Raw genomic sequence first — 20,636 nt, forward strand, 5'->3', positions numbered from 1 at the left:
GAAAACGAACTTGTTAGGATTAAAATAAAGGTGTTTAGGAGCGATCACGTTGAAAGCTTACATGACCAACGGAACATTAGATCACTTGGAAAAAATAGCTGAAAACCATCCAGAAATTAATCTTTATTTCATGCGTAATCAAACAGCAGCAGTTGCTTATTACGAGGACAATGGTCCACCAGTTTTTGATGAACCTCGCGGATACGAAATCTTTGTAACGAAAGGCACACTTCAATTAAAAGGATACGTGGTAATGCAACACATACCCGTTTCGGATGATGGAAAACCCATCTTTGAGTCGGAATATCAAGACCAAGCTGATAAAATTAAAGCACAACCAGGCGTTTATGCTTTACGTGTATTACGACCATTAAGAGGTAATACGTATGTCGTTTTTATCCAGTGGGAGAATGAAGCACGTTATCAATCCTGGTTTAAAGCTGATATGTTAAAAAACACTTTTGGAAAGAAAAAGAAGAAAAAAAAGAAACCAAAATATCGCGCAGGAAAACCTTTCTCAACCAAATATACAATGGTTGATTGGGATGAAGTTTATCAAGAAAGAATAGAAGAACAAAACCAAACAGAACTAGATGAAGAAGAAAATAACGATGACATATAACATCCATCCAATTCTATAAAAGAAAAGTCGCAGAAGATCCTGATTCTTCTACGACTTTTACTCTTTAAATTATTATTTACGAATTAAGCCATTTCGATGGGCGTAGATTGCTGCTTGGGTGCGATCATGAACATCTAGTTTACTTAATATATTACTTACATGTGTTTTAACAGTTTTAATACCAATAAACAATTTGTCACCAATTTCCTGATTGGTTAACCCCTCTCCAATACACATTAAGACTTCCAGTTCCCTATCCGTTAATTGTTGATGTGGCTTATCTTGTTGCACTCGAAAACTAGTCATCATTTTATTCGCAACTTTCGGTTCAATGACAGTATTTCCTTCATAGGCTTTATAAATAGCTGAAGCAATCTCTTCAGCAGAAGAGGTTTTAAGCATGTAACTAAATGCTCCAGCTTCTAGTGCAGGGAAAACTTGTTCATCATCATAATAGCTTGTTAATATAATTACTTTACAAGTTGTTAGTTGTTTCATTATAGCTTTTGTTGCATCAATACCATTGCCATTTTCCATAATCAGATCCATTAAAACAACATCCGGCTTCTGTTCTAATACGACTTTTATCCCTTCATTGCCACTAGAAGCTTGCCCAACTATCTCTAAATCATCTTCTGTTTGCAAATAAGCAATAATTCCTTTACGAACAATATCATGATCATCTATTACCACTACTCTTACCATCTCATAAAACCTCCCCATTAAATCGGAATCCGAATGTCTATATGTGTTCCCTCGTTTTGTTTGGAACGTATCACAAATGTTCCGCCAATTTCTTCACAACGTTCCTTCATTGTTTTTAACCCATACGAAGCTTTTTTCTGGTTATCACCAGATAAATCAAACCCTTTTCCATCATCCGCAATATGTAAAAATACTTCATTTTTGTATTGTCTAATTTCAATCGTTACCTCATTTGCCTCAGCATGCCGTAATGTATTTGATAAGGCTTCCTGCACCACTCGAAATAAGTGTTCTTCCGTTGTTTCAGATAACCGTACAATATCATCTATATGTAAATGAAACGCAAGTGGGCACTTCTGTTCAAGTTCTGTGACCAACTGACTAATCCCAACTGGCAACGTATCACCTGACAAATGAACAGGACGTAAATGTAATAATAACGCTCGCATTTCTGTTTGGGCTTGTAAAGCTGTTTCCGCAATTTCTTTAATTTGTGCTTTTGCTTTATCTGGATTTTTTTCAACTATCTTTAACGTTGCTTGTGACATCATCGTTAAGGCGAATAATTGTTGACTAACTGCGTCATGTAGATCACGTGCTAATCGTTGTCTTTCTTCAATAGTCGCCGCTTTATGAGCAGTTTTTGCGAACTCTGCCTTCTCATCAGCCAAGCGTTGGAGTGATTTTACCTGTCCTTGCATTTTTTCACCTAACTCGTTTAATTCCTCACCAATGCGAGCAATTTCATCGTCTCCATTATCGTAAACACGTGAAGTGTAATTTCCTCGAGCTAATTGGGCAATAAGAACAGATAAATAATCCATGCGGGTTTTCATATCACCGCTTGATTTAAAACCTATATATATAGAAAAAATAAAGCCAACTACAAGATATGCAAAAATAAAAACAAATATACTTACCTTATTAAGCCATCCAGGCTCAAACAAGACATGAATCGAAAGCAAAATTGCTAACAAGGTAAGCATTGTTAAAAATAGCGCATATAAATGAGATCGGATATACGTATAACGAATTGAATTTAATCGTTGTAACAAAAAAGTTCCTCCTCTCTCCTACACTTTATCGATTCGAATCGAACCTGCTTTTAGCTTTAAATTCAATGTTAATTTTCGAGTTGCTTCCGAGTAACCAGGTGTCTCATAGGAAAGGTTACGTTGAATTCCTTCAGATGTTTGTTCAAATACAATAATATCGCCTGCTTTCACTTCAGCTTCAACTGCAAACTCAATATTCTCAGGCATTAATATTTGAATATCTCCAGCCCAACCGTGAATGCGAATTGGAATTTCTTTGTCTGGGATAAATGCTTTTGTAAAATCAATGTGGTAATCGCCTACTGCATTCCAAATTCCCATTGGTTCAACTTTCCAGTTTGGTGTATTAAATTTGTGATCACCTATCATAAACTTTTGGTTTTTACCGTACATCGATTCACTTTCTTTATAATCGTCTGAATCAAATAATACCTGAAACTTTTTCTTCTTTTTATTTGACGTGCCAAAAATAGTAAACCCTACATAAATAATTAATAATGGCCATAGCTTATAGACGTCCCAAAACGTAAAATCAATTTTATCAAAACGATCCATTAATAATAGAGAGCCAAAAATAACTAGAAAGGATCCTGAAGTAAAACCTCCTTGTCCCCGAAAACCATCCCAACACCATTTCATGCCTAACAAAACAAAAAATGTTGGATAGATATAATACCATGCTTCTGCAAATTCCAATGAAACCAAGCCAATATTAGTCAATACCAAAGCTACCCCTAATAAAATGATACTCAGCGCCACTATATTTCGCAAAAAACTATTTTTCATCATTTTTCATCCCCATCTATTTAATATTTTAATTTAAAGTAAATGTATTTCCATTAAGTATAGTGTAGCAAAGTCTATTTACTACTAACTATATTTATATTATACAAAAAAAGCTGTCGTTCAATAACGAACGACAGCATGGTTTTATCTCAGTCCTAAGGCGGAGACATTTATTTATTTGATACATAGTTATTAATTCTGTTATAGAAGCCGATCCAGGTTGCTAAAAATAAGAATCCGAATGCAAAGCCTGCCACTACATCTGTTAAGTAGTGTACTCGAATCACATAGCGGCTCATTCCGATCAATACTATCAGCACTACTCCGACTATTTGAAGTGTTAATTTTGTATTGTCATTTTTTAAATAAACAGTTAAAAAGTGAATGACTAAACCATATGCAATCATTGCACCCATCGCATGACCAGATGGAAAACTAAACCCTACACCTTCAGCTTCGGGCAATAGACTAGGTCGTTCTCTTTCTATTAAAATTTTAATCCAATGATTTGCCCGGTAACCAAGTAATGCACCCAACGGGATCATAATACTAGCGATAAGATTTTTACTAAAATAATAGTAAGTAACTGCAAAAACAACAAGGAATGGCGCAATAAACGTTCCAGACCCTAATTCTGTAATCCACCTAAACACAACAAATAAAGTAGTTCCTTGTAACGTATCAACAAATGGCGATGACCATTCATCTAATACTGGCATGTCTGTTGTTATGACACGTACTGTAAGCAGAACTGCTATAAAGATAGCTGACATTATAATTACTAAATTATTATATGGATACCATTTCACAAACTCACCCCAGAACTTTATTTATAAAAATATTCCCTATCCTTCACTTTTATAACATTATTATACCGATTAGCAATCTTATGTTTAAAAAAAATTGGAATGGGAATTGTATCTCTAAAGCATATTAATTATTTAAACAAGAAAGGATGTACTATAATGGCAGAGAATGTAAGACAGATGAAGAACAGCAGTGAATTGGAAGAACTAATTAATGGGTTAAATGAAGACTTAGCTAATGAATATGCAGCTTCGATTATGTATACGTATAATGCATCAGTAATTGAAGGATTATATCGTCCTATGCTAAAACCTTTTTTTGAAGATGAAATTGAAGATGAAATGGGACACGCATTGTACTTATCTAACAAAATTAAAATTCTCGGTGGTACACCAACTACAACACCTGCTAATGTCAAGCAACTTAGCAATCCAAAAGATATGTTAGAAGACACATTAAAAGCGGAGGAAGATACAATTGTCCGTTATCAAAAAAGAAAAGAACAAGCTGAAAAACTCGGCTTAACAGAACTTTCGGTTAAACTAGATGACATGATTGCAGATGAAACTGGACACAAAGAAGAAGCAATGCGCCTCTTAAATGATGCAGCATTCTCAAAATAGTCTTAAAAGAAGGCCTTCATATGAAGGTCTTTTTTTAATTGAAGTCATTAAATTATGTTATACTATTAAGACAATTTCGGGGAGGTTTTATCTATGTGGTCAAAGATATCCGATATGCTTGATCAAGAATATAACAACATGATAGAGATTAGAAGATATTTACATCAGTATCCAGAGTTGTCTTTTCAAGAAGAAAAAACGGCACAATTTATTGCCGATACATATCAAAAATTAGGGATTCCCTACGAGACAAAAGTTGGAGGAAATGGTGTTGTTGCGCGTTTAGTTGGAGCTAAACCGGGTAAAACAATCGCTCTTAGAGCAGATTTTGATGCACTTCCAATTCAAGATGAAAAAGAAGTTGCCTATAAATCAACTTGTCAAGGTGTCATGCATGCTTGTGGACATGACGGACATACAACAATTCTTCTAACTGTAGCAAAAGTATTAAAAGCATACCAAGCTGATTTAGCTGGCACTATTGTGTTTATCCATCAGCATGCAGAAGAGCTTGCACCAGGTGGAGCTAAACCAATGGTTGATGCTGGTGTTTTAGATGATGTCGATTTAGTATTTGGAACGCATTTGTGGACAAACACACCATATGGTATTGTTCAAACAGCACCAAAGGAGTTCATGGCTGGCGCAGATCGTTTTTCCATAACAGTCCAAGGAAAAGGTGGGCATGGTGCAATGCCACACCAGACAAAAGACGCCATTGTAATTGGTTCACAGTTAATTGTAAACTTACAACAAATTATTAGTAGAAGAATAAATCCATTGCATACAGCTGTACTAACACTCGGTACATTTCATGCCGGAAACACGTTTAACATTATTGCGGATACAGCAACAATTACTGGTACAGCACGTATTTTTGATAAAGATTTGCAAAGATTTATTATTGATGAAATGGAAACGATCATTGAAGGAACATGTCAAAGCTATGGTGCTTCCTACTCTTTTGAATATGACAAAGGATATCCACCAGTAGTAAATCATGAACAAGAAGCACATGCAGTAATTGAGGCAGCAAAACAGGTAAAAGAGGTCACAACCGCTGAATTAATTGAGCCTAGTATGACTGGAGAGGATTTTTCGTACTATTTATTAGAAAAACCAGGTGCATTCTTTTTTACAGGTGCACAAGCGGAAGGGAACTTTCAAGCACACCATCACCCAAAATTTGATTTTGACGAACGTGCTATGCTAGTAGCTGCCAAAACATTCATAGAATTAATAAAAAAATATCAATAAGCAGAAAAGCCAATGTTCAAAAATTTGAACATTGGCTTTTTTATCTGTTAGGTTAATTTTCGTTTCATATACCCTTGTACAAATAATAACACTACAGCTCCCCCACTAATCAACATCATAATCATTCCATTGTAATTGGATAAAAGAAGAAAAACGAGTGCGAACCCTAGAGTTTGCAAACTTAATAAGCGTTGGATCCATCCAGTAAAGGAATGCATGCGTAGCGCTTTAGAAACAGGATATAAATCTAACCATAAAATAGTTTTATGATGGTGCCACATCGCCATTAACTGTATTCCAGTTAAATAAATAAATAAAACACCAAATACTAGTGCCATCCATTGGTTTGGTACATAATAAATCGCCAATGCTCCTATAACAAATAGCCGTAAGTACATTCCTAAGTATTCACCACTTCTGATTGTCGTAATTCGATACAAATAATTAAACGTACCCACTTTGGCAAAAGGAACAAAACTTGTGGTGAGAGAAACAAGCCAATGTCTTTTTTTGACTGTTGATTTCAAATGGGGAACATCTGTAAACATATTGGCTAATCTATAGAAACTCCGCATTCTAGTGCGATCCTTCTCCACTAACAAGTCCCATGCAAGAACATTTTGTTTAGTTGAAATATGGAAGTTATAAGTAAACATGAGAAACAGTAGCACCGTTGTTATAGCAGCAAAAAAGTGTGCTCCATCAATAAAGAAATAAAATAAAACTACCTGAAGTGCAAATCGGACCAAATGATCAATTGAGCGACTAACTTTATCTCTAACCTTTAACATCCACCAACTCGCTAATAAATTCCACACTTTTAATAGTAAAAGGACAATTACAAATAGTAAATATGTATTGCCTGTACTAGAAGGATAACTTGCGAAATACAAAGGCGACAACGCTGCTACCACAAGGATTACAAGGTATAGTTGAAAAATGTAACTATACACCAATGCATTACGAAAATATGGACCCATTCGATGCTCAGCAGGTAAGACAAAAACAAGATCAGCTTCTTTTAATAATGTGTGTATAGGACTATAGGTTAAAACAAAAGCAAAAAATACTGCTATCACCCAAGCAGAAGGAAAATCTTTTGGTAGCTCTGCTAAGACTTGCTGATAATAATAAGCTGCTGCTGCTATTAAGAAAAACAGTGCAATTGCTGTGTGCCCATTAAAAATATATTGTAAATATCGACTTGTTTCTTTTACATACTCTCGAAAACGTTGCATGAATAATTGGTGGGCATTAAACATGATGATCTGCTTCCTTTGTTAGTTGTATATATAAATCATCTAAAGTTGCCTTTGGCATAGAAAATTCTCTACGTAAATCATCCAATGTTCCATACGCTTTGATCTTGCCTTCATGTATAATAACAAATCGGTCACAATAACGTTCTGCAGTAGCAAGGATATGCGTTGACATTAGGATACCAGCACCATTTTTCTTTTGTTGATCCATTAATTCTAGATAAGATTGAATCGCTAAAGGATCTAGCCCAACAAAAGGTTCATCAACTATATATAAAGGTGGTTCAACTAGAAATGCACACATAATCATCACTTTTTGCTTCATACCCTTAGAAAAATGAATTGGAAACCACTTCAATTGTTTCTTTAAACGAAAAGCATCTAGTAATGGATCTAAACGCTTTTCAAATGTTTCCTGGTCAATATTGTATGCCATTGCCGTTAGACGTAAATGTTCATACAACGTCAACTCATCATACAATAACGGCATTTCAGGTATATAGGTAAATTGCTGTCGATAGGTTTCAGCTGCATCCTTAAAAGTACTGCCATTTATTTCGATCTGTCCTTTTTTAGGGTGCATTAAGCCTATTATGTGTTTGATTGTCGTACTTTTCCCAGCACCATTTAATCCGATTAAACCGACGATTTCATTTGGATAAACATCAAATGATATCCCGTGTAATACATTTTTATGGGTGTAACCGCCCTCTAAATCCTCTATATGTAACAGTGATTTCACAAATACATCCTCCTTACGAGCGTTCTTAATCAAATTTTACCATCTTCTTTCCATAAAGCCAAAATTTTATTGTATATTTTTTAAAATCCGGTTCATACTAGTTATTGAAGGAGTTAGGAAATAGCTTTTACAGCAACTTATCAAGTGGTTTTCCACGAAATGAGGTGTCGGTGAAAGATATACTACGCTTGTAACTAACCCCTTTCGAAAGAAAGGTTAAACACAACAACTTAAAATGAGGTGTTGGCGTTGACTAATTACTAGCAAAATCGTTTGAATCATTCCCCTGATTGTTTAAACAATAGTTGTTTAACAAACGAATTGGTATCCTTCTCCTTCAGCAAGTGGGTTATCTGGAAACAAGAGAGTCTTTACAAGACTTAATTGTAACAGATATACCCACTTGTTTTTTGTCTGTTTTGCTTTTCCTCTATTGACAATGATAAAATAAGGGCAAATTACTATAGGAGTTGATATGTATTATGACAGAAGAAAATTGTATTTTTTGTAAAATAACGCAAGGAGAGATTCCTTCCGCAAAAGTTTATGAAGATGATGATGTTTATGCTTTTCTAGATCTAAGCCAAGTAACAAAAGGGCATACATTAATTATCCCGAAAACGCACGCTAAAGATATTTATGAAACTTCTGAGGAAACAGCAAGTGCATTGTTTGCACGCGTTCCTAAAGTAGCAAATGCTATTAAAAAGACCTATGAGCCACTGGGTATTAATATACTTAGCAATACAGGTGAGGCAGCTGGCCAATCCGTTTTCCATTTGCACATACATTTAATTCCACGTTATGGTGAAGGAGATGGTTTTAAACCTGTATGGAAAACAAATGGTGATGCCTACAGCCAAGAAGACCTTAAAAACATCGCCGAATCAATTCAGAATAATATATAAGTAATACTTCTTTTTTTAAAATTTAACCTTTTTAATCAGAAGAATATTTGTTATAATAATTAAAATACTTCGCATTCGGCAGTCAGTGCACGAATGGAAGTAAAATAGTTGAGCTTAGTTTAGCGGAGGAGAGAATAGTATGAAAACAAAAGTATTAATTTTATTGTCGTTATTTATTTCGATTGGTGCTGTTTTACACATTGTTGCACCACCTATTTTTGGAGTAAAGCCAGACATTATGCTTACCATGATGTTTTTAGGAATTTTACTATTTCCAAAAATACAATACGTCTTCTTATTAGCAATGTCGACTGGGATTATATCAGCATTAACAACAAATGCTCCGGGAGGACAAATTTCTAACTTAGTAGACAAACCTATTACAGCATTTATCTTTTTCGGATTATTGTTTCTAATTCCAAACAAACTAAATAAAAATATAGCAGCGCCGATCTTAGTGGCGATTGGAACAGCAGTTAGTGGTAGTGTATTTTTATTTATGGCTATATACGTAGTTGGCCTTATGCCAGGAACATTTACAGGCTTATTCCTAGCAATCGTATTACCAACAATCGCGATCAATACAGCATTAACTTTTGTTCTATATCCAATCTTACAAAATATAATGAAACGTTCTCAAATAACAACAGCATAATATAAACGTCCCTCATTCAATGAGGATTACAAAGGTCTTTCACAAAATACTGTGAAAGACCTTTTATTTTCAAAAGCTCTCTTAGTAAACTTTTTATGATAATTCACAGTTGATATAAAATCCGCATTAGTAAGTAACGTAAGTTACCGCTCCTCAAATGAAATTGACTCCCTTTCCGCAGGCACGGCTTCAGCTAACTCGGAGGCATTTGCTTTACTAAGTTAGCTAAGGCCGTGCCCGTGGAAAGGGAAAGCCTTTGGGGCTGCGATTACTCGCCCCACCAAAACCACCTGCTGACGGAGCGGGTTTGTAACTTACGTTACAATAGTTAATGCATAGTTTATATAAATTCTGTCATAGTTAAAAATAAAAATTAGTCGATTAAAAAAAATTCATCTTTTTTTAGGTTTGAAGCTGATAAAAGTAGAGAAAGTAGTATAATATAAGGGAAAGGAGTGTAAGCGATGGCAAACGGTAAATCATTATTATTTGGATTTTTAGCTGGAGGCGTTGTTAGTGCAGCTGCCACCTTACTTAGTACACCAAAGTCAGGTAAAGAGTTACGTGATGATGTTAAATTACGTGGTGAAGAAATCGTACATTCACTCGACAGAATTAAAGATGAAGGAAAGCTGTTAACTGAACAGATTACAAATACATCTAAAGAAGGTGCAGCCCTAATCAAAGAATTATCTGGCGATGTGAAAAATTCAATTGAAACTTGGAAAAATACGATTGAACCACATCAAAAAAATATTCAAAAATATTTAACACAAATTGAAGAACGACTTAAAGAATTAGAAGATCAAACAAGCACTCGAGCATAAAAAACTCGCCATCGGCGAGTTTTTTTTATTATAAAGATTATCTATAACTAAAAAGAACTGCTATTACATAATCCATGTAATAGCAGTTCTTTTATCTTTTCAATTCAGTTTAGATGTTACTCTAAACCTGCTGTCCATTCATCAACTTTATCTTGGTTGTTTTCAACCCAGTTAGCTGCTGCTTCTGAAGCATCAGTACCGTTTTGAATTTCAAGCATAACTTCTGCCATTTCTTCTGCAGTCCAGTTAAACTGGTCCAAGATTTGATATGCTGCTGGACTATCTTCTGCAAGCCCTTGACGCGCAAATGTTTCAATTGTCTCAGCCCCACCAAATGTACCTTCAGGATCTTCTAAGTACTTAAGATCATACTCAGCAAATTTCCAATGTGGAGTCCAACCAGTAACAACTACTGGCTCTTCATTTTCGATAGCTTGACCTAGTGCAGTAGCCATTGCGCCACCAGATGAAGTTTGTACTTCAAAACCTTCTAAACCATAATCTTCAATAGATTGTTTAGCAGCTTTAACAACACCAGAACCTTCTTCAATACCAGTAATTTGACTATCTAACCCATCAGCAAAATTAGCAAGGTCTCCAATTGTTGTTGCTTCCATGTATTGTGGAACAACTAAACCAATTTTTGCACCTTCAAGGTTTACACCAAGTCTATCCAAATCGTCACCAAATTCAGCAAGTTGCGCTTCGTGTGTTGCAGGTAACCATGCACCAACCATTGCATCTGCTTCACCGTTTGCAACTCCTTGCCACATAAAGTTGTTACTTACAGGAGTAATGTCAACGTCATAGCCTTCACTTCTTAAAACTTCAGCAATAACATTAGTTGAAGCTACTTCAGAAGCCCACTCAACATAAGTTAACTCTAAGTCAGTTTCACCTAACTCTACACCTGTTGCTTCTTCTCCATTATTTGTATCACCGTTGTTGCCAGTGTCAGCAGTATCTTCCTCAGTATCACCACATGCAGCCAATACTAGTGATAATACAAGTACGCTTAATAGTCCTAGATGTTTCCATTGTAATTTAAACATAACTTAAAAAACTCCCCTTTTACATTTTTTTATATGAAAACTTTTCTTTTGAAAAGTAAACAAACACTATTTGTTTAGATTTTGTGTAAAACGATCGATGATGATCGCTAAAATAACAATACTAATACCTGCTACAAAACCTGAACCTACATTTGCATTTTGCAGTGCAGATACGATTTCTCTTCCTAGTCCAGGAGCACCAATCATTGATGCAATTACCACCATAGACAAGGCTAACATAACTGTTTGGTTTATCCCAGCCATAATTGTACTCTTAGCCATCGGAAGCTCAACTTTGAATAATTTTTGAGAACCTGTACTACCAAAAGCATCAGAAGCTTCTACTAGTTCCCGTGATACTTGTCTAATACCAAGGTTAGTAAAACGAACCGTTGGTGGTGTTGCAAATATTAGTGATGCAAATATACCAGGAACCATCCCTATTCCAAAGAATGCTACAGCCGGAATAAGGTATACAAAGGCTGGCATTGTCTGCATGAAGTCCAATATTGGAGTAATAATTGCTTCAGCTGTTTTACTTTTTGACATTAAGATACCTACAGGGATACCTATTAAAATGGATAACAAACTAGCAATTAAGACAAGCGTGAATGTAAATACTAGTTCTTCCCATAGTCCTTGGTTGTATATCAACCATAATCCTACAATTGTAAAAATCGGTAATCCTATCCGTTTATCAGTAAGGAAAAACGCAATTACTGCTACAATTATAATTACAATAATTGGTGGGATTAAAACTAACATATCTGAAGTCCAGTCTAAGAAATCTCCACCTTGATTTTTGATTGGATCAAAAATAAACGCAAAGGCTTCTGTTAGCCAATCAGTAAATTCCTTTACCCAGACAGCTATTGGTATTTGTGCAATAAAATCAAGCATCTATATTCACCTCATTTTCTCCAGCTAAAGCTGCTAACACTGCTCCTCTTACAATAATACCTTTTAATTTTTCATCTTCCACTACAGCAATCGGTACTGGAGAATCATGAATAATCTCAAAGATTTCTTGCATCGGTTTATCCATGCCCACGGTTGGAACATCCGTTTTTAGTATTTCGTTTATATCTCTAATTTCTTTTTTACGTGCTTCAGATGCGTCATCTGCCGTAACATAACCTTTTAAATTACGTTTACCATCAATTACATAAATACTTGAAAGCCCTTCTTCACGCATACGCTCTAGTGCTACACGAGGTCCATGCTTTTCAATATTAATTGTTTCTGGGCGCTTCATAATGTGTTCTGCAGTTAATACTTTCGAACGATCGACATCTTCAACAAAGCGTTCTACGTAATCATTGGCAGGATTAACAAGAATTTCTTCTGGTGTACCAATTTGTACGATAGAACCATCTTTCATGAGTGCAATTCGATCTCCAATACGTAATGCTTCATCTAAGTCATGTGTGATGAATATAATCGTCTTTTTCATAGCTACTTGTAATTCTAATAATTCATCCTGCATGTCCTTACGAATTAATGGATCTAGTGCTGAGAAAGCCTCATCCATTAATAATACAGTTGGATCGTTAGCAAGCGCTCTTGCTAAACCAACACGTTGTTGCATACCACCAGATAGTTGTTCTGGTAACTGATTTATGTAATTACCTAAACCAACCATCTCTAAAGATTTTTTAGCTTTTTCCTTTCTGTCTTCCTTATCTACCCCTTGAACTTCTAAGCCGAATTCCGCGTTTTCTAAAATCGTACGATGTGGGAATAATCCAAAGTTCTGGAACACCATACTTAGTTTTTCTCTACGGACGCGACGAAGATCTTCTTTGTTCATTGTAGCCAAATTCTCTCCGTCTACATATACATTTCCTTCACTAGGTTCGATTAGTCGATTTAACAAACGAACTAATGTAGACTTACCACTACCAGATAAGCCCATAATAACAAAAACCTCACCAGCTTCTACGTCAAAAGAAGCACGGTTAACACCTACTGTATCACCAGTCTGTTTTAAGATTTCTTCTTTTTTCATACCGTCATCCAAAAGCTTTAATGATTCTTTTACATTTTTACCGAATACTTTTGATAATCCTTCTACTTTAATAACCGGCATCGAATTCACCTCGTTTACATTTATTAAATAAATTTAACAGTACCTTTTTAATCACTTTAAAAATTGGTTCCACTGGAATTTACAAGTGCTATTTACATACTGTGTTTTATTAAGCATAAAATGCTACCTTAATACTATATCCTTTTTTCGCTAGATAATTCAAATGATAAATACCGTTAATTTCGAACAAATTTTACGTACAGTTTAAACTGTACGAACTTTTATTGCTTTTTACTTAAAAATCCTCCCCTTTTCTTCTAATATCTACTAAAAGCATGATTTCCATTCATCTTAATTTTAGTGTAACCTAAACTAAGCAACTTATTTTTGTAGGAGGGTACTATGACAAATCCATTAGAGAATATGCAACAATTAATCATTAATGAGTTTTCCAAGACTATTGAGATGTTTGATGTATCTCCTTCAGAAGCACGACTTTTTTCTATATTATATATTGAAGATTCTCCAATGACGTTAGATGACATGAGCGAAACATTAGGTAAAAGTAAAACTGCAGTCAGTACTGGTATCCGTAACTTATTAGAATTAAATTTAGTTGAGCGTGTATGGAAAAAAGGTGTTCGAAAAGATTTATACACAACTGATTCCAACCTATACCGTAAATTCATGAGTACCTATATTCATAAATGGATTGATCATACTAGCTCCCAAGAGCAATCTTTAGATGATGTTGAGAAGATTCTTGTAGAAGAATCTAAAAGTGACAATTTACCAACAAATGATACGTTACAATTGGAAAAAAAACTTGCTGAGATTATTTCTTTTAATGACCGAATAAAACGCACATTTCAAGCCATAAAGCCTGATCCAAGGCGAATTTAAACACTTCCTCTTTCAAAGAGTGTATAAGTATAATGTAAGTATGCATTATGCTTATTTTTTGTGTCTAATTTTTTTTTAAAAAAACTATTGATTTCCCCCAAAAAACATACTATAGTCATTGAAGGATATTTCACGAATTCATTCAATTATTCGCTATATAACGTAAGGGGAGGTATCATTCATGAATTGTTGGAAAACTGTGAATGTGCAACGAGAAATTGGTATTAATCGAATTTATTTAATCTCATTTTTGGTAGGATTACTATCGTTCATTTTATTATATTTACCCTTTTCCATCGTGCATCAAACCAGCAACGTGAAAGATCATGGTATCTTCCCGTTACTGATAGGCTTACTTTTACTACCGGTTGTTCATAAGTTTGTGCACTTTATTCCATTACTATTAACTAATCGAACTTTTAAATTTAACTGTCGGTTACACAAAAAAACATTTCCAATAATTAAAGTATTATTAAGGGCGAAAATGTCTAAGCGTACGTCTATCATTACATTACTCGCGCCAACTATTTTCCTAACTATACCTGGACTTGTGGCTAGTTACTTTTTTGGAGAGTATTTTGTTTACTTTCTTATAATTTCTGCAGTTAATATTGGTCTCTCCTATACAGATTTTATTTATACTGGGCAATTCATACGTGCCCCGAGAAAATGTATTGTTGTAAATGATGGAACTGGTTATGATATCTTAATTTCACGCTAAGCTAAGGCACCCCTTCTAACTAAGAGGTGCTTTTTTTATTAATGTTTCACTGTTCAAATGGATCTATTTTTGATAAAGTAATAACATGGATAAAAGGAGGGCATTGGTATGATAACATTTTTCGTTCCCTTTGCATTATTTGTATTATTTTTGTTTAATACACTGACAAATCGATTGTGCCTACAAACTGAGATGTCTAAAGAAAGACAACCTAACGTATTTCGCACAATTAATGTGTTAATTACTATTTTATTAATTTCTTCATACATAGAGATTATTTATACTTAAGAAATGATCTGTTAATGAAAATAACAAAAGGATGTGATTATACAATCACATCCTTTTGTTATTTAATAAAGTCAATGTAGGATTCACTAGCGCACTAATGTGGAACAATTATGTAAAAAGTAAGTAATTTAAATTTAGACTATTTATTTCTAAAAGAAGTGTGTTATATTATCTCATGGGTGCAGTAATTGCCAAAAAAAATCAAACTAACAACAATAGGAGTGTAATTAAATGAAAAAACTAGCTATAGCAGCAACCCTAGCAGCAGGAATTTTCACACTATCTGCTTGTTCATCAGATGATCCAGAAACAGTTGTAGAAACAGAATCTGGAAATATTACAAAAGAGGCATTTTATAATGAATTAAAAGATACAAGTGGTGAAGCGGTATTACAACAAATGGTTATGTTACAAATATTAGAGGACAAGTATGATCTCGAAGAAGGAGAAATTGACGAACAAGTTGAAATGTACAAAAGCCAAGTTGGCGATCAATGGGATGCGTTTTTATCACAACAAGGTTTAGCTGACGAAGAAGCACTACGTGAAGTTTTAAAGATAAATTTACTAGTTCAAAAGGCAGTTACTGAAGATATTGAAGTAACTGATGAAGAAATCGAAAACCGTTATGAAAGAATGCAAACGGAAGTGGAAGCAAGTCACATTTTAGTTGCTGATGAAGAAACTGCAAAAGACTTAAAAGCACAATTAGATGAAGGTGCAGATTTTGCCACACTAGCAAAAGAACACTCAATTGATGGTTCAGCAACAAGTGGTGGAGAACTGGGTTATTTTAGTGCCGGAAAAATGGTAGCACCGTTTGAAAATGCTGCTTTCAGTTTAGATGTAGATGAAGTTAGTGAACCTGTAGAATCTACCCATGGTTGGCACATTATTAAAGTAACGGACAAGCGTGAATTAGATACTGAAGTTGAGCCTCTAGAAGACATTCGTGAGGATCTAAGACAAGAAATAGCTTTATCTAAAGTAGAAAATTCTAGTGAAAAACTAGACCAAGTACTTGAGGAAGCAAATATTGATGTGAAAATAGAAGACTTTGAAGACTTATTTGCTAAAGAAGAAGTAGCTGAAGATATAGTCGAGTAATCTATTTGAATCGTTGAGACTAACATAAGGAAATCTTATGTTAGTCTTTTTTTGCTTAGATATTTAGGAAATAGTCGAGAACCCTCGTGACTTCAGTCATGAGATGAATCGACTTCGGACAAGGGTTAGCTTCTGCTAACTCAATTGTCCGACATGTTCTATCGGACTAAATCCATTCATAAATCAACGTTTTTCTATATGCATGTGATATAATGAACATAAGGTGATAGCCATATCAAAAGTAATTATATCCAAAACCAAAAAGAAAAATAATTGGAGGTGAAACCAATGCTTGAATTAGTAAACCGCGGCTATGTGTATCGTGCTATCCCTATTTCTGATGAAGTAGAAACGTATTTGCGACAGTGTTTTGGTGCAGATAGAAAGATGTATAACCTTCACGTTGCCTATCTATATGACTACTTGGAAAAGAACGATTATCAAATTGGTGACAAACTACCTTCTTTAAAGAAAATAGGTATGCCGACTGTTTCTGCATTTAAAAAACAAGCCGTAAGTGACGATCATGTAGCCTACTTGTATCTTGTGGACGCCTTTGCTTCTAACGAAGCAAAACAACACTTCAACAAGGCAGTTACAGCCTTTAATAAAATTGCCTATAAAAAACAATACAAGAAAGCTGCCTTGAAACGTCAGAAGACACTAGGGATAGAACCGACATTTCGTGATTTAAAAGGAATGCCCAAATTCCATTCTCGTAAAGGTAGCAAAGCTAGCTACACGACATTTAACCAAAACGGAAATATTTACATCGAAGATGACATATTATATCTTCCATCAGCGCAAAAATCTTCTGTGAAAGCCGTTGGATTGAAGTTGCATACACATAGACCATTGCCACAAGGTAGTAAAATTAAAAATGTAACGGTTACGATGAACATGAAAGGACAATTTGATGTGTCTATTTGTGTTGCATTTCCAAAGGAAATTACAAGCATTGGTACACCAAATCGCATTTTGGGAATAGATTATTCTCAATCTTATTTTTTCGTAGATAGCGAGGGTAAGAAAGCCAATTATCCGCAATATTATCGAAAAATGAAAGAGCGTCTAGCCAAAGAACAACGCATATTGTCACGCAGAGTGAAGGGCTCTAATCGTTGGGAAAAACAGCGACTAATTGTTTCAAGACTACAGAACAAAGTTGCGAACCAACGAAAAGATTGGCTTCACAAAAAAGCCTATACTCTTGCGAATCGCTATGACATGATTGTAGTAGAAAACATAGACCTTCGTGCAATTGGACAAAACAAGCATTATGCCATAAATCAGCAAGATAATGGATTTGGTAACTTCCGCTTGTATATAAAATATAAACTAGAACAGCAAGGAAAATACTACGTAAAAGCACCGAAAAATTTTGCATCTACACAATTATGTTCCACTTGCAGTCATAAGAATACGGCACTAAAAGGAAATGTAGCTGTTCGTGAATGGGATTGCCCTTCTTGTGGCGCACATCTTGACCGAGATATTAACGCTGCGTTCAACCTTAAGCACTATGGGGAATACTATACGAAAGATGAAATTCTGCTACAAATAGTTGTGGCTTAAATGATAAAAAACGGGTTGCTTGGAGCCTAAACAGCACCTCTGGCGTGGTTTAAAGGGCAAGACGCTGGTCTTGTTGTCCGCTGTAAATTCTAAAGGTTGTAAGACCTTACAAGCCCGTGACTTCAGTCATGGGTTGTTGACACTATTAAAACATGTTCTGCTACGTTACAATATAACAGTGATCATAATATAATCTATCTGGAGTGAAATATTTTATGAGTGATAACGCTTCTTACTTTTATAAATTTATACCAATTTCCTATTCTATTACATCTGAACAGAAGAAGGATATTCTTAATTCATTTCCTCTCCCTGACTTACCGGAGGGTGAAACATCTTTTAACATTCAAGATGAACAACAAGGAAATAGGGTAAGCGAACGATTATTATTAAATGACTTTGAAGTTAAATTAACTAAAAACGGAAAGCAATATTTACGTTTATCTTTTAGCAATAATATTGGAATGATCCAAGCGAAAATGTGGGATAACCAAGGTGAAATAGAGCAGCATCTCCCCTCTTTAGAGAAATTTTCTGTTTTTGATATTGAAGGAACTGTTGATTCATTTCGTGGACATAAATCAATCACGATCAATCAACTACGTTCCTGTGAAGAAGAGATAAATCCTTTTTCCTTCTTACCCTACACGCAGCAAAATTTAGAAGATTTAACTACAGAGTTATTTGCATACATATACGAATTATCTTCTCCTTATCAGGATATTTCACTTGCCATAATGCGACACTTTTGGAACGATTTTCGATTAGCACCAGCCGCTAAAGGTTTTCATCACAATTATTTAGGTGGTCTATTAAAGCATACAGTCGGCCTAATGCGATTTGCACGATATGTGACAAAATTTGAAGATAACCATATTCAAGCTACAATAAAACTAATTAGTGTTGTTGAAAAAGCATATAAAAACGAACTTTGGACTGGCTTTACGCAGGAACAAGAACATGTGTCACCAATTGTTTGGAAAGATACAATTGATCACCTTTATCATATGTTACATGGGATGATGCAATATAAGGATGCTGCTCCGCAACACGACTTATTGATTACAAGTATCTTATTCCATGATATTGGTAAGTTATTAGAATATGATCATGCCGGAAAATCATTTGAAGCATTTAAGTTTTTATATCCAACAGCCGACTTGTCTAATATACAAAACCGAAAACAAGCTGGTATATCCATGGACCCTTTAGGTGTTATGGTTGGCCATATTCCATATGGTGCTATGCTGTTAACAAAAATTATTGAAACAGAAAAAATTACCATTGGAATAGAAAAAATACATGAAATGACACACTGTATTCTTTGCCATCATGGTTTACCTGAATGGGGATCATGCGTCAGACAACCACAGTCTGTTGAAGGATACCTAATTCACATTGTCGACTACCTAGACAGCCGCTACGAAAACACCGAAAAGATAAAATAAAAAGACTTTTATTAAAGCAATCATACATCACAGTCGATATTATGATGCGACGTAACTAAAGATATGAATGCCATAACCGCTCCATAAGTGAAATGGACTCGCTTTCCTTGGGCACGGCTTCAGCTAACTCGGATAAGCAAAGATCGCTTTCCGAGTGGATCTTCAGCTCGCGCTGTTCCCACAGGAGTCTCGACCATTTCACTTACTTCGCTAGTTGGAATATCTAACCATAATTAAAGTGCTAACACTCACTAAGCTTTACAGAGAATAAAATATGCGTATGCATTTTTTTGAATGTCTAGCGTATCAAATGAAATTGGTGACACTCCTGCAGGAACAGCGCGGGCCGAAAATCCATTTTTAGAAGTGTTCTTCTTCTAAAATTAGTTGAGCCCTTGCCTGCGGAAAGGGATCCAATTTCATTTGAGAAGCGGGTTAGTACTAGTAACTCGCGCTACTAGTTATGTCGTATCATATAGATTATACGTAATAGTTTATAGACATTCGCCAGATAAAAAGATGCAAGACAAGTCATTATGTAATGATCTTGTCTTGCATCTTTTTAGGTTCATTTAAGTTCTGTCATGACGTGGAACATACTTGAAGATTTCACCAGACTCCACTACTTGAATAAAACGCATTAGCCAGCGATAATAATCTTGAGCATACCGAAGATGGTCAATATCCAATTCAATTTTATCTAATAATTCTTGATCTTCTGTTTTATCAGCTATTAATTTCAATTCATGGATTGCCTCTTCCGCTTCTTCGATATTGGTTTCAGTATGATGGCGCCAACGATTTCCAAATAGGGATGTAAAAGATTTGTACCAATCTTCCTCTGATTTATATAAATCTTTTCGTACACCTTTCCTAAAAGCTGGTTCAACCATTTTAATTTCAGATAATGCACGAACACCAGTAGACATGCTCGTTTTACTCATAGCCAACGCATCACGCATATCATCTAAAGTCATTGGGGTTTCACTGAAATATAATGTTCCATATAAACGACCAACCGAAGGCGCAATCCCATACAAACTCATATTTTTAGCTATTACTTGAATAAATTTGTCCATTATTTCTTCGTAGGTTGCCCATTCATCCCTACCTTCATGTTTTGACAATATTTGACCCTCCAACACTTTGAATTTTTGAAGTGGTATATTCATTTGAATTTAACAATTTAAAGGTCGTTACAATAAAACTTATCCTTTTACATCAAAATTGAAAACATACACTTAATCAAAGTAATCTACCATTGAAA

The 20,636-nt window shown here is 35.0% G+C and carries 22 protein-coding genes; 12 read left to right on the forward strand and 10 right to left on the reverse strand.

Features of this window, described 5'->3' with window-relative positions; all coding sequences use genetic code 11:
* Positions 1 to 49: 49 nt before the first annotated feature.
* A complete protein-coding gene (locus D2K40_RS04300; RefSeq protein WP_117153348.1) occupies positions 50 to 622 on the forward strand; it encodes an antibiotic biosynthesis monooxygenase in 573 nt (190 codons plus the stop codon).
* Positions 623 to 694: 72 nt separating this feature from the next.
* Here D2K40_RS04300 and D2K40_RS04305 read toward each other — a convergent pair whose 3' ends face one another.
* The 4 genes from D2K40_RS04305 to D2K40_RS04320 form a co-directional block, all read right to left on the reverse strand.
* Positions 695 to 1,327, reverse strand: a complete 633-nt coding sequence (locus D2K40_RS04305) for a response regulator transcription factor (RefSeq protein WP_117153350.1) — start codon at positions 1,325 to 1,327, stop codon at positions 695 to 697.
* A gap of 17 nt (positions 1,328 to 1,344) precedes the next feature.
* On the reverse strand, positions 1,345 to 2,382 hold the full coding sequence (locus D2K40_RS04310) for a sensor histidine kinase (RefSeq protein ID WP_117153353.1): 1,038 nt from the start codon (positions 2,380 to 2,382) through the stop codon (positions 1,345 to 1,347).
* Between the two features lie 18 nt (positions 2,383 to 2,400).
* The gene (gene liaF / locus D2K40_RS04315) at positions 2,401 to 3,171 is read right to left on the reverse strand and encodes a cell wall-active antibiotics response protein LiaF (protein ID WP_229666617.1); all 771 of its coding nucleotides are present in this window, start codon (positions 3,169 to 3,171) and stop codon (positions 2,401 to 2,403) included.
* Between the two features lie 167 nt (positions 3,172 to 3,338).
* Positions 3,339 to 3,977, reverse strand: coding sequence for a phosphatase PAP2 family protein (locus D2K40_RS04320; RefSeq protein ID WP_117153355.1), 639 nt, complete (start codon positions 3,975 to 3,977; stop codon positions 3,339 to 3,341).
* 177 nt (positions 3,978 to 4,154) lie between these two features.
* On the opposite strand from D2K40_RS04320, the gene D2K40_RS04325 reads away from it, so the two are divergent.
* On the forward strand, positions 4,155 to 4,598 hold the full coding sequence (locus tag D2K40_RS04325; RefSeq protein WP_117153526.1) for a ferritin-like domain-containing protein: 444 nt from the start codon (positions 4,155 to 4,157) through the stop codon (positions 4,596 to 4,598).
* 93 nt (positions 4,599 to 4,691) lie between these two features.
* Positions 4,692 to 5,855 (forward strand): M20 family metallopeptidase, encoded by a 1,164-nt coding sequence (locus D2K40_RS04330; RefSeq protein WP_117153356.1) that lies wholly within the window; start codon positions 4,692 to 4,694, stop codon positions 5,853 to 5,855.
* 47 nt (positions 5,856 to 5,902) lie between these two features.
* Here D2K40_RS04330 and D2K40_RS04335 read toward each other — a convergent pair whose 3' ends face one another.
* Positions 5,903 to 7,117, reverse strand: coding sequence for an ABC transporter permease (locus tag D2K40_RS04335; protein WP_117153359.1), 1,215 nt, complete (start codon positions 7,115 to 7,117; stop codon positions 5,903 to 5,905).
* Positions 7,110 to 7,856 (reverse strand): ABC transporter ATP-binding protein, encoded by a 747-nt coding sequence (locus D2K40_RS04340; RefSeq protein ID WP_117153361.1) that lies wholly within the window; start codon positions 7,854 to 7,856, stop codon positions 7,110 to 7,112. The genes D2K40_RS04335 and D2K40_RS04340 overlap by 8 nt, the downstream gene beginning before the upstream one ends.
* Before the next feature lie 482 nt (positions 7,857 to 8,338).
* Between D2K40_RS04340 and D2K40_RS04345 the strand changes: the two genes are divergently transcribed.
* The 3 genes from D2K40_RS04345 to D2K40_RS04355 all read left to right on the forward strand — a co-directional run bounded on the left by D2K40_RS04345 (position 8,339) and on the right by D2K40_RS04355 (position 10,246).
* Positions 8,339 to 8,764: an HIT family protein gene (locus D2K40_RS04345; protein ID WP_117153363.1), complete on the forward strand. Its 426-nt coding sequence runs from the start codon at positions 8,339 to 8,341 to the stop codon at positions 8,762 to 8,764.
* Positions 8,765 to 8,903: 139 nt separating this feature from the next.
* Complete coding sequence (locus tag D2K40_RS04350) at positions 8,904 to 9,419, forward strand: tryptophan transporter (RefSeq protein WP_117153365.1); 516 nt, start codon at positions 8,904 to 8,906, stop codon at positions 9,417 to 9,419.
* Positions 9,420 to 9,883: 464 nt separating this feature from the next.
* Entirely contained in the window at positions 9,884 to 10,246 is a 363-nt protein-coding gene (locus D2K40_RS04355) for a YtxH domain-containing protein (RefSeq protein ID WP_117153367.1), read from the forward strand.
* Positions 10,247 to 10,362: 116 nt separating this feature from the next.
* Here D2K40_RS04355 and D2K40_RS04360 read toward each other — a convergent pair whose 3' ends face one another.
* From D2K40_RS04360 to D2K40_RS04370, 3 genes are all read right to left on the reverse strand, one after another.
* On the reverse strand, positions 10,363 to 11,298 hold the full coding sequence (locus D2K40_RS04360; RefSeq protein WP_117153369.1) for a glycine betaine ABC transporter substrate-binding protein: 936 nt from the start codon (positions 11,296 to 11,298) through the stop codon (positions 10,363 to 10,365).
* 66 nt (positions 11,299 to 11,364) lie between these two features.
* Positions 11,365 to 12,198 (reverse strand): ABC transporter permease, encoded by an 834-nt coding sequence (locus D2K40_RS04365; protein ID WP_117153371.1) that lies wholly within the window; start codon positions 12,196 to 12,198, stop codon positions 11,365 to 11,367.
* A complete protein-coding gene (locus D2K40_RS04370; RefSeq protein ID WP_117153373.1) occupies positions 12,191 to 13,387 on the reverse strand; it encodes a quaternary amine ABC transporter ATP-binding protein in 1,197 nt (398 codons plus the stop codon). The genes D2K40_RS04365 and D2K40_RS04370 overlap by 8 nt, the downstream gene beginning before the upstream one ends.
* Positions 13,388 to 13,729: 342 nt before the next feature.
* On the opposite strand from D2K40_RS04370, the gene D2K40_RS04375 reads away from it, so the two are divergent.
* From D2K40_RS04375 to D2K40_RS04400, 6 genes are all read left to right on the forward strand, one after another.
* On the forward strand, positions 13,730 to 14,230 hold the full coding sequence (locus tag D2K40_RS04375) for a GbsR/MarR family transcriptional regulator (RefSeq protein WP_117153375.1): 501 nt from the start codon (positions 13,730 to 13,732) through the stop codon (positions 14,228 to 14,230).
* A gap of 181 nt (positions 14,231 to 14,411) precedes the next feature.
* Positions 14,412 to 14,951 (forward strand): DUF3267 domain-containing protein, encoded by a 540-nt coding sequence (locus D2K40_RS04380; RefSeq protein ID WP_117153377.1) that lies wholly within the window; start codon positions 14,412 to 14,414, stop codon positions 14,949 to 14,951.
* Between the two features lie 108 nt (positions 14,952 to 15,059).
* Positions 15,060 to 15,239, forward strand: a complete 180-nt coding sequence (locus D2K40_RS04385; RefSeq protein ID WP_117153379.1) for a hypothetical protein — start codon at positions 15,060 to 15,062, stop codon at positions 15,237 to 15,239.
* Positions 15,240 to 15,470: 231 nt separating this feature from the next.
* A complete protein-coding gene (locus tag D2K40_RS04390) occupies positions 15,471 to 16,346 on the forward strand; it encodes a peptidylprolyl isomerase (protein ID WP_117153381.1) in 876 nt (291 codons plus the stop codon).
* A 288-nt stretch (positions 16,347 to 16,634) separates the two neighbouring features.
* Entirely contained in the window at positions 16,635 to 17,921 is a 1,287-nt protein-coding gene (locus D2K40_RS04395; RefSeq protein ID WP_117153383.1) for an RNA-guided endonuclease InsQ/TnpB family protein, read from the forward strand.
* 215 nt (positions 17,922 to 18,136) lie between these two features.
* Positions 18,137 to 19,369, forward strand: a complete 1,233-nt coding sequence (locus D2K40_RS04400; protein ID WP_117153385.1) for an HD domain-containing protein — start codon at positions 18,137 to 18,139, stop codon at positions 19,367 to 19,369.
* 572 nt (positions 19,370 to 19,941) lie between these two features.
* On the opposite strand, the gene D2K40_RS04405 is transcribed toward D2K40_RS04400, so the two are convergent.
* On the reverse strand, positions 19,942 to 20,496 hold the full coding sequence (locus D2K40_RS04405) for a GbsR/MarR family transcriptional regulator (RefSeq protein WP_373285545.1): 555 nt from the start codon (positions 20,494 to 20,496) through the stop codon (positions 19,942 to 19,944).
* Positions 20,497 to 20,636: the final 140 nt, after the last annotated feature.

This window comes from Paraliobacillus quinghaiensis, assembly GCF_003426025.1.
Lineage (GTDB): Bacteria > Bacillota > Bacilli > Bacillales > Amphibacillaceae > Paraliobacillus_A > Paraliobacillus_A quinghaiensis.

Excerpts from the sequence above, each read along its gene's own strand:
- D2K40_RS04305 (WP_117153350.1), bottom strand. The coding sequence starts at position 1,327 with ATGGTAAGAGTAGTGGTAATAGATGATCATGATATTGTTCGTAAAGGA.
- D2K40_RS04365 (WP_117153371.1), bottom strand. The coding sequence starts at position 12,198 with ATGCTTGATTTTATTGCACAAATACCAATAGCTGTCTGGGTAAAGGAA.
- D2K40_RS04335 (WP_117153359.1), bottom strand. The coding sequence starts at position 7,117 with ATGTTTAATGCCCACCAATTATTCATGCAACGTTTTCGAGAGTATGTA.
- D2K40_RS04375 (WP_117153375.1), top strand. The coding sequence starts at position 13,730 with ATGACAAATCCATTAGAGAATATGCAACAATTAATCATTAATGAGTTT.
- D2K40_RS04345 (WP_117153363.1), top strand. The coding sequence starts at position 8,339 with ATGACAGAAGAAAATTGTATTTTTTGTAAAATAACGCAAGGAGAGATT.
- liaF (WP_229666617.1), bottom strand. The coding sequence starts at position 3,171 with ATGATGAAAAATAGTTTTTTGCGAAATATAGTGGCGCTGAGTATCATT.
- D2K40_RS04380 (WP_117153377.1), top strand. The coding sequence starts at position 14,412 with ATGAATTGTTGGAAAACTGTGAATGTGCAACGAGAAATTGGTATTAAT.
- D2K40_RS04355 (WP_117153367.1), top strand. The coding sequence starts at position 9,884 with ATGGCAAACGGTAAATCATTATTATTTGGATTTTTAGCTGGAGGCGTT.
- D2K40_RS04350 (WP_117153365.1), top strand. The coding sequence starts at position 8,904 with ATGAAAACAAAAGTATTAATTTTATTGTCGTTATTTATTTCGATTGGT.
- D2K40_RS04370 (WP_117153373.1), bottom strand. The coding sequence starts at position 13,387 with ATGCCGGTTATTAAAGTAGAAGGATTATCAAAAGTATTCGGTAAAAAT.
- D2K40_RS04325 (WP_117153526.1), top strand. The coding sequence starts at position 4,155 with ATGAAGAACAGCAGTGAATTGGAAGAACTAATTAATGGGTTAAATGAA.
- D2K40_RS04395 (WP_117153383.1), top strand. The coding sequence starts at position 16,635 with ATGCTTGAATTAGTAAACCGCGGCTATGTGTATCGTGCTATCCCTATT.
- D2K40_RS04400 (WP_117153385.1), top strand. The coding sequence starts at position 18,137 with ATGAGTGATAACGCTTCTTACTTTTATAAATTTATACCAATTTCCTAT.
- D2K40_RS04360 (WP_117153369.1), bottom strand. The coding sequence starts at position 11,298 with ATGTTTAAATTACAATGGAAACATCTAGGACTATTAAGCGTACTTGTA.
- D2K40_RS04330 (WP_117153356.1), top strand. The coding sequence starts at position 4,692 with ATGTGGTCAAAGATATCCGATATGCTTGATCAAGAATATAACAACATG.
- D2K40_RS04390 (WP_117153381.1), top strand. The coding sequence starts at position 15,471 with ATGAAAAAACTAGCTATAGCAGCAACCCTAGCAGCAGGAATTTTCACA.
- D2K40_RS04385 (WP_117153379.1), top strand. The coding sequence starts at position 15,060 with ATGATAACATTTTTCGTTCCCTTTGCATTATTTGTATTATTTTTGTTT.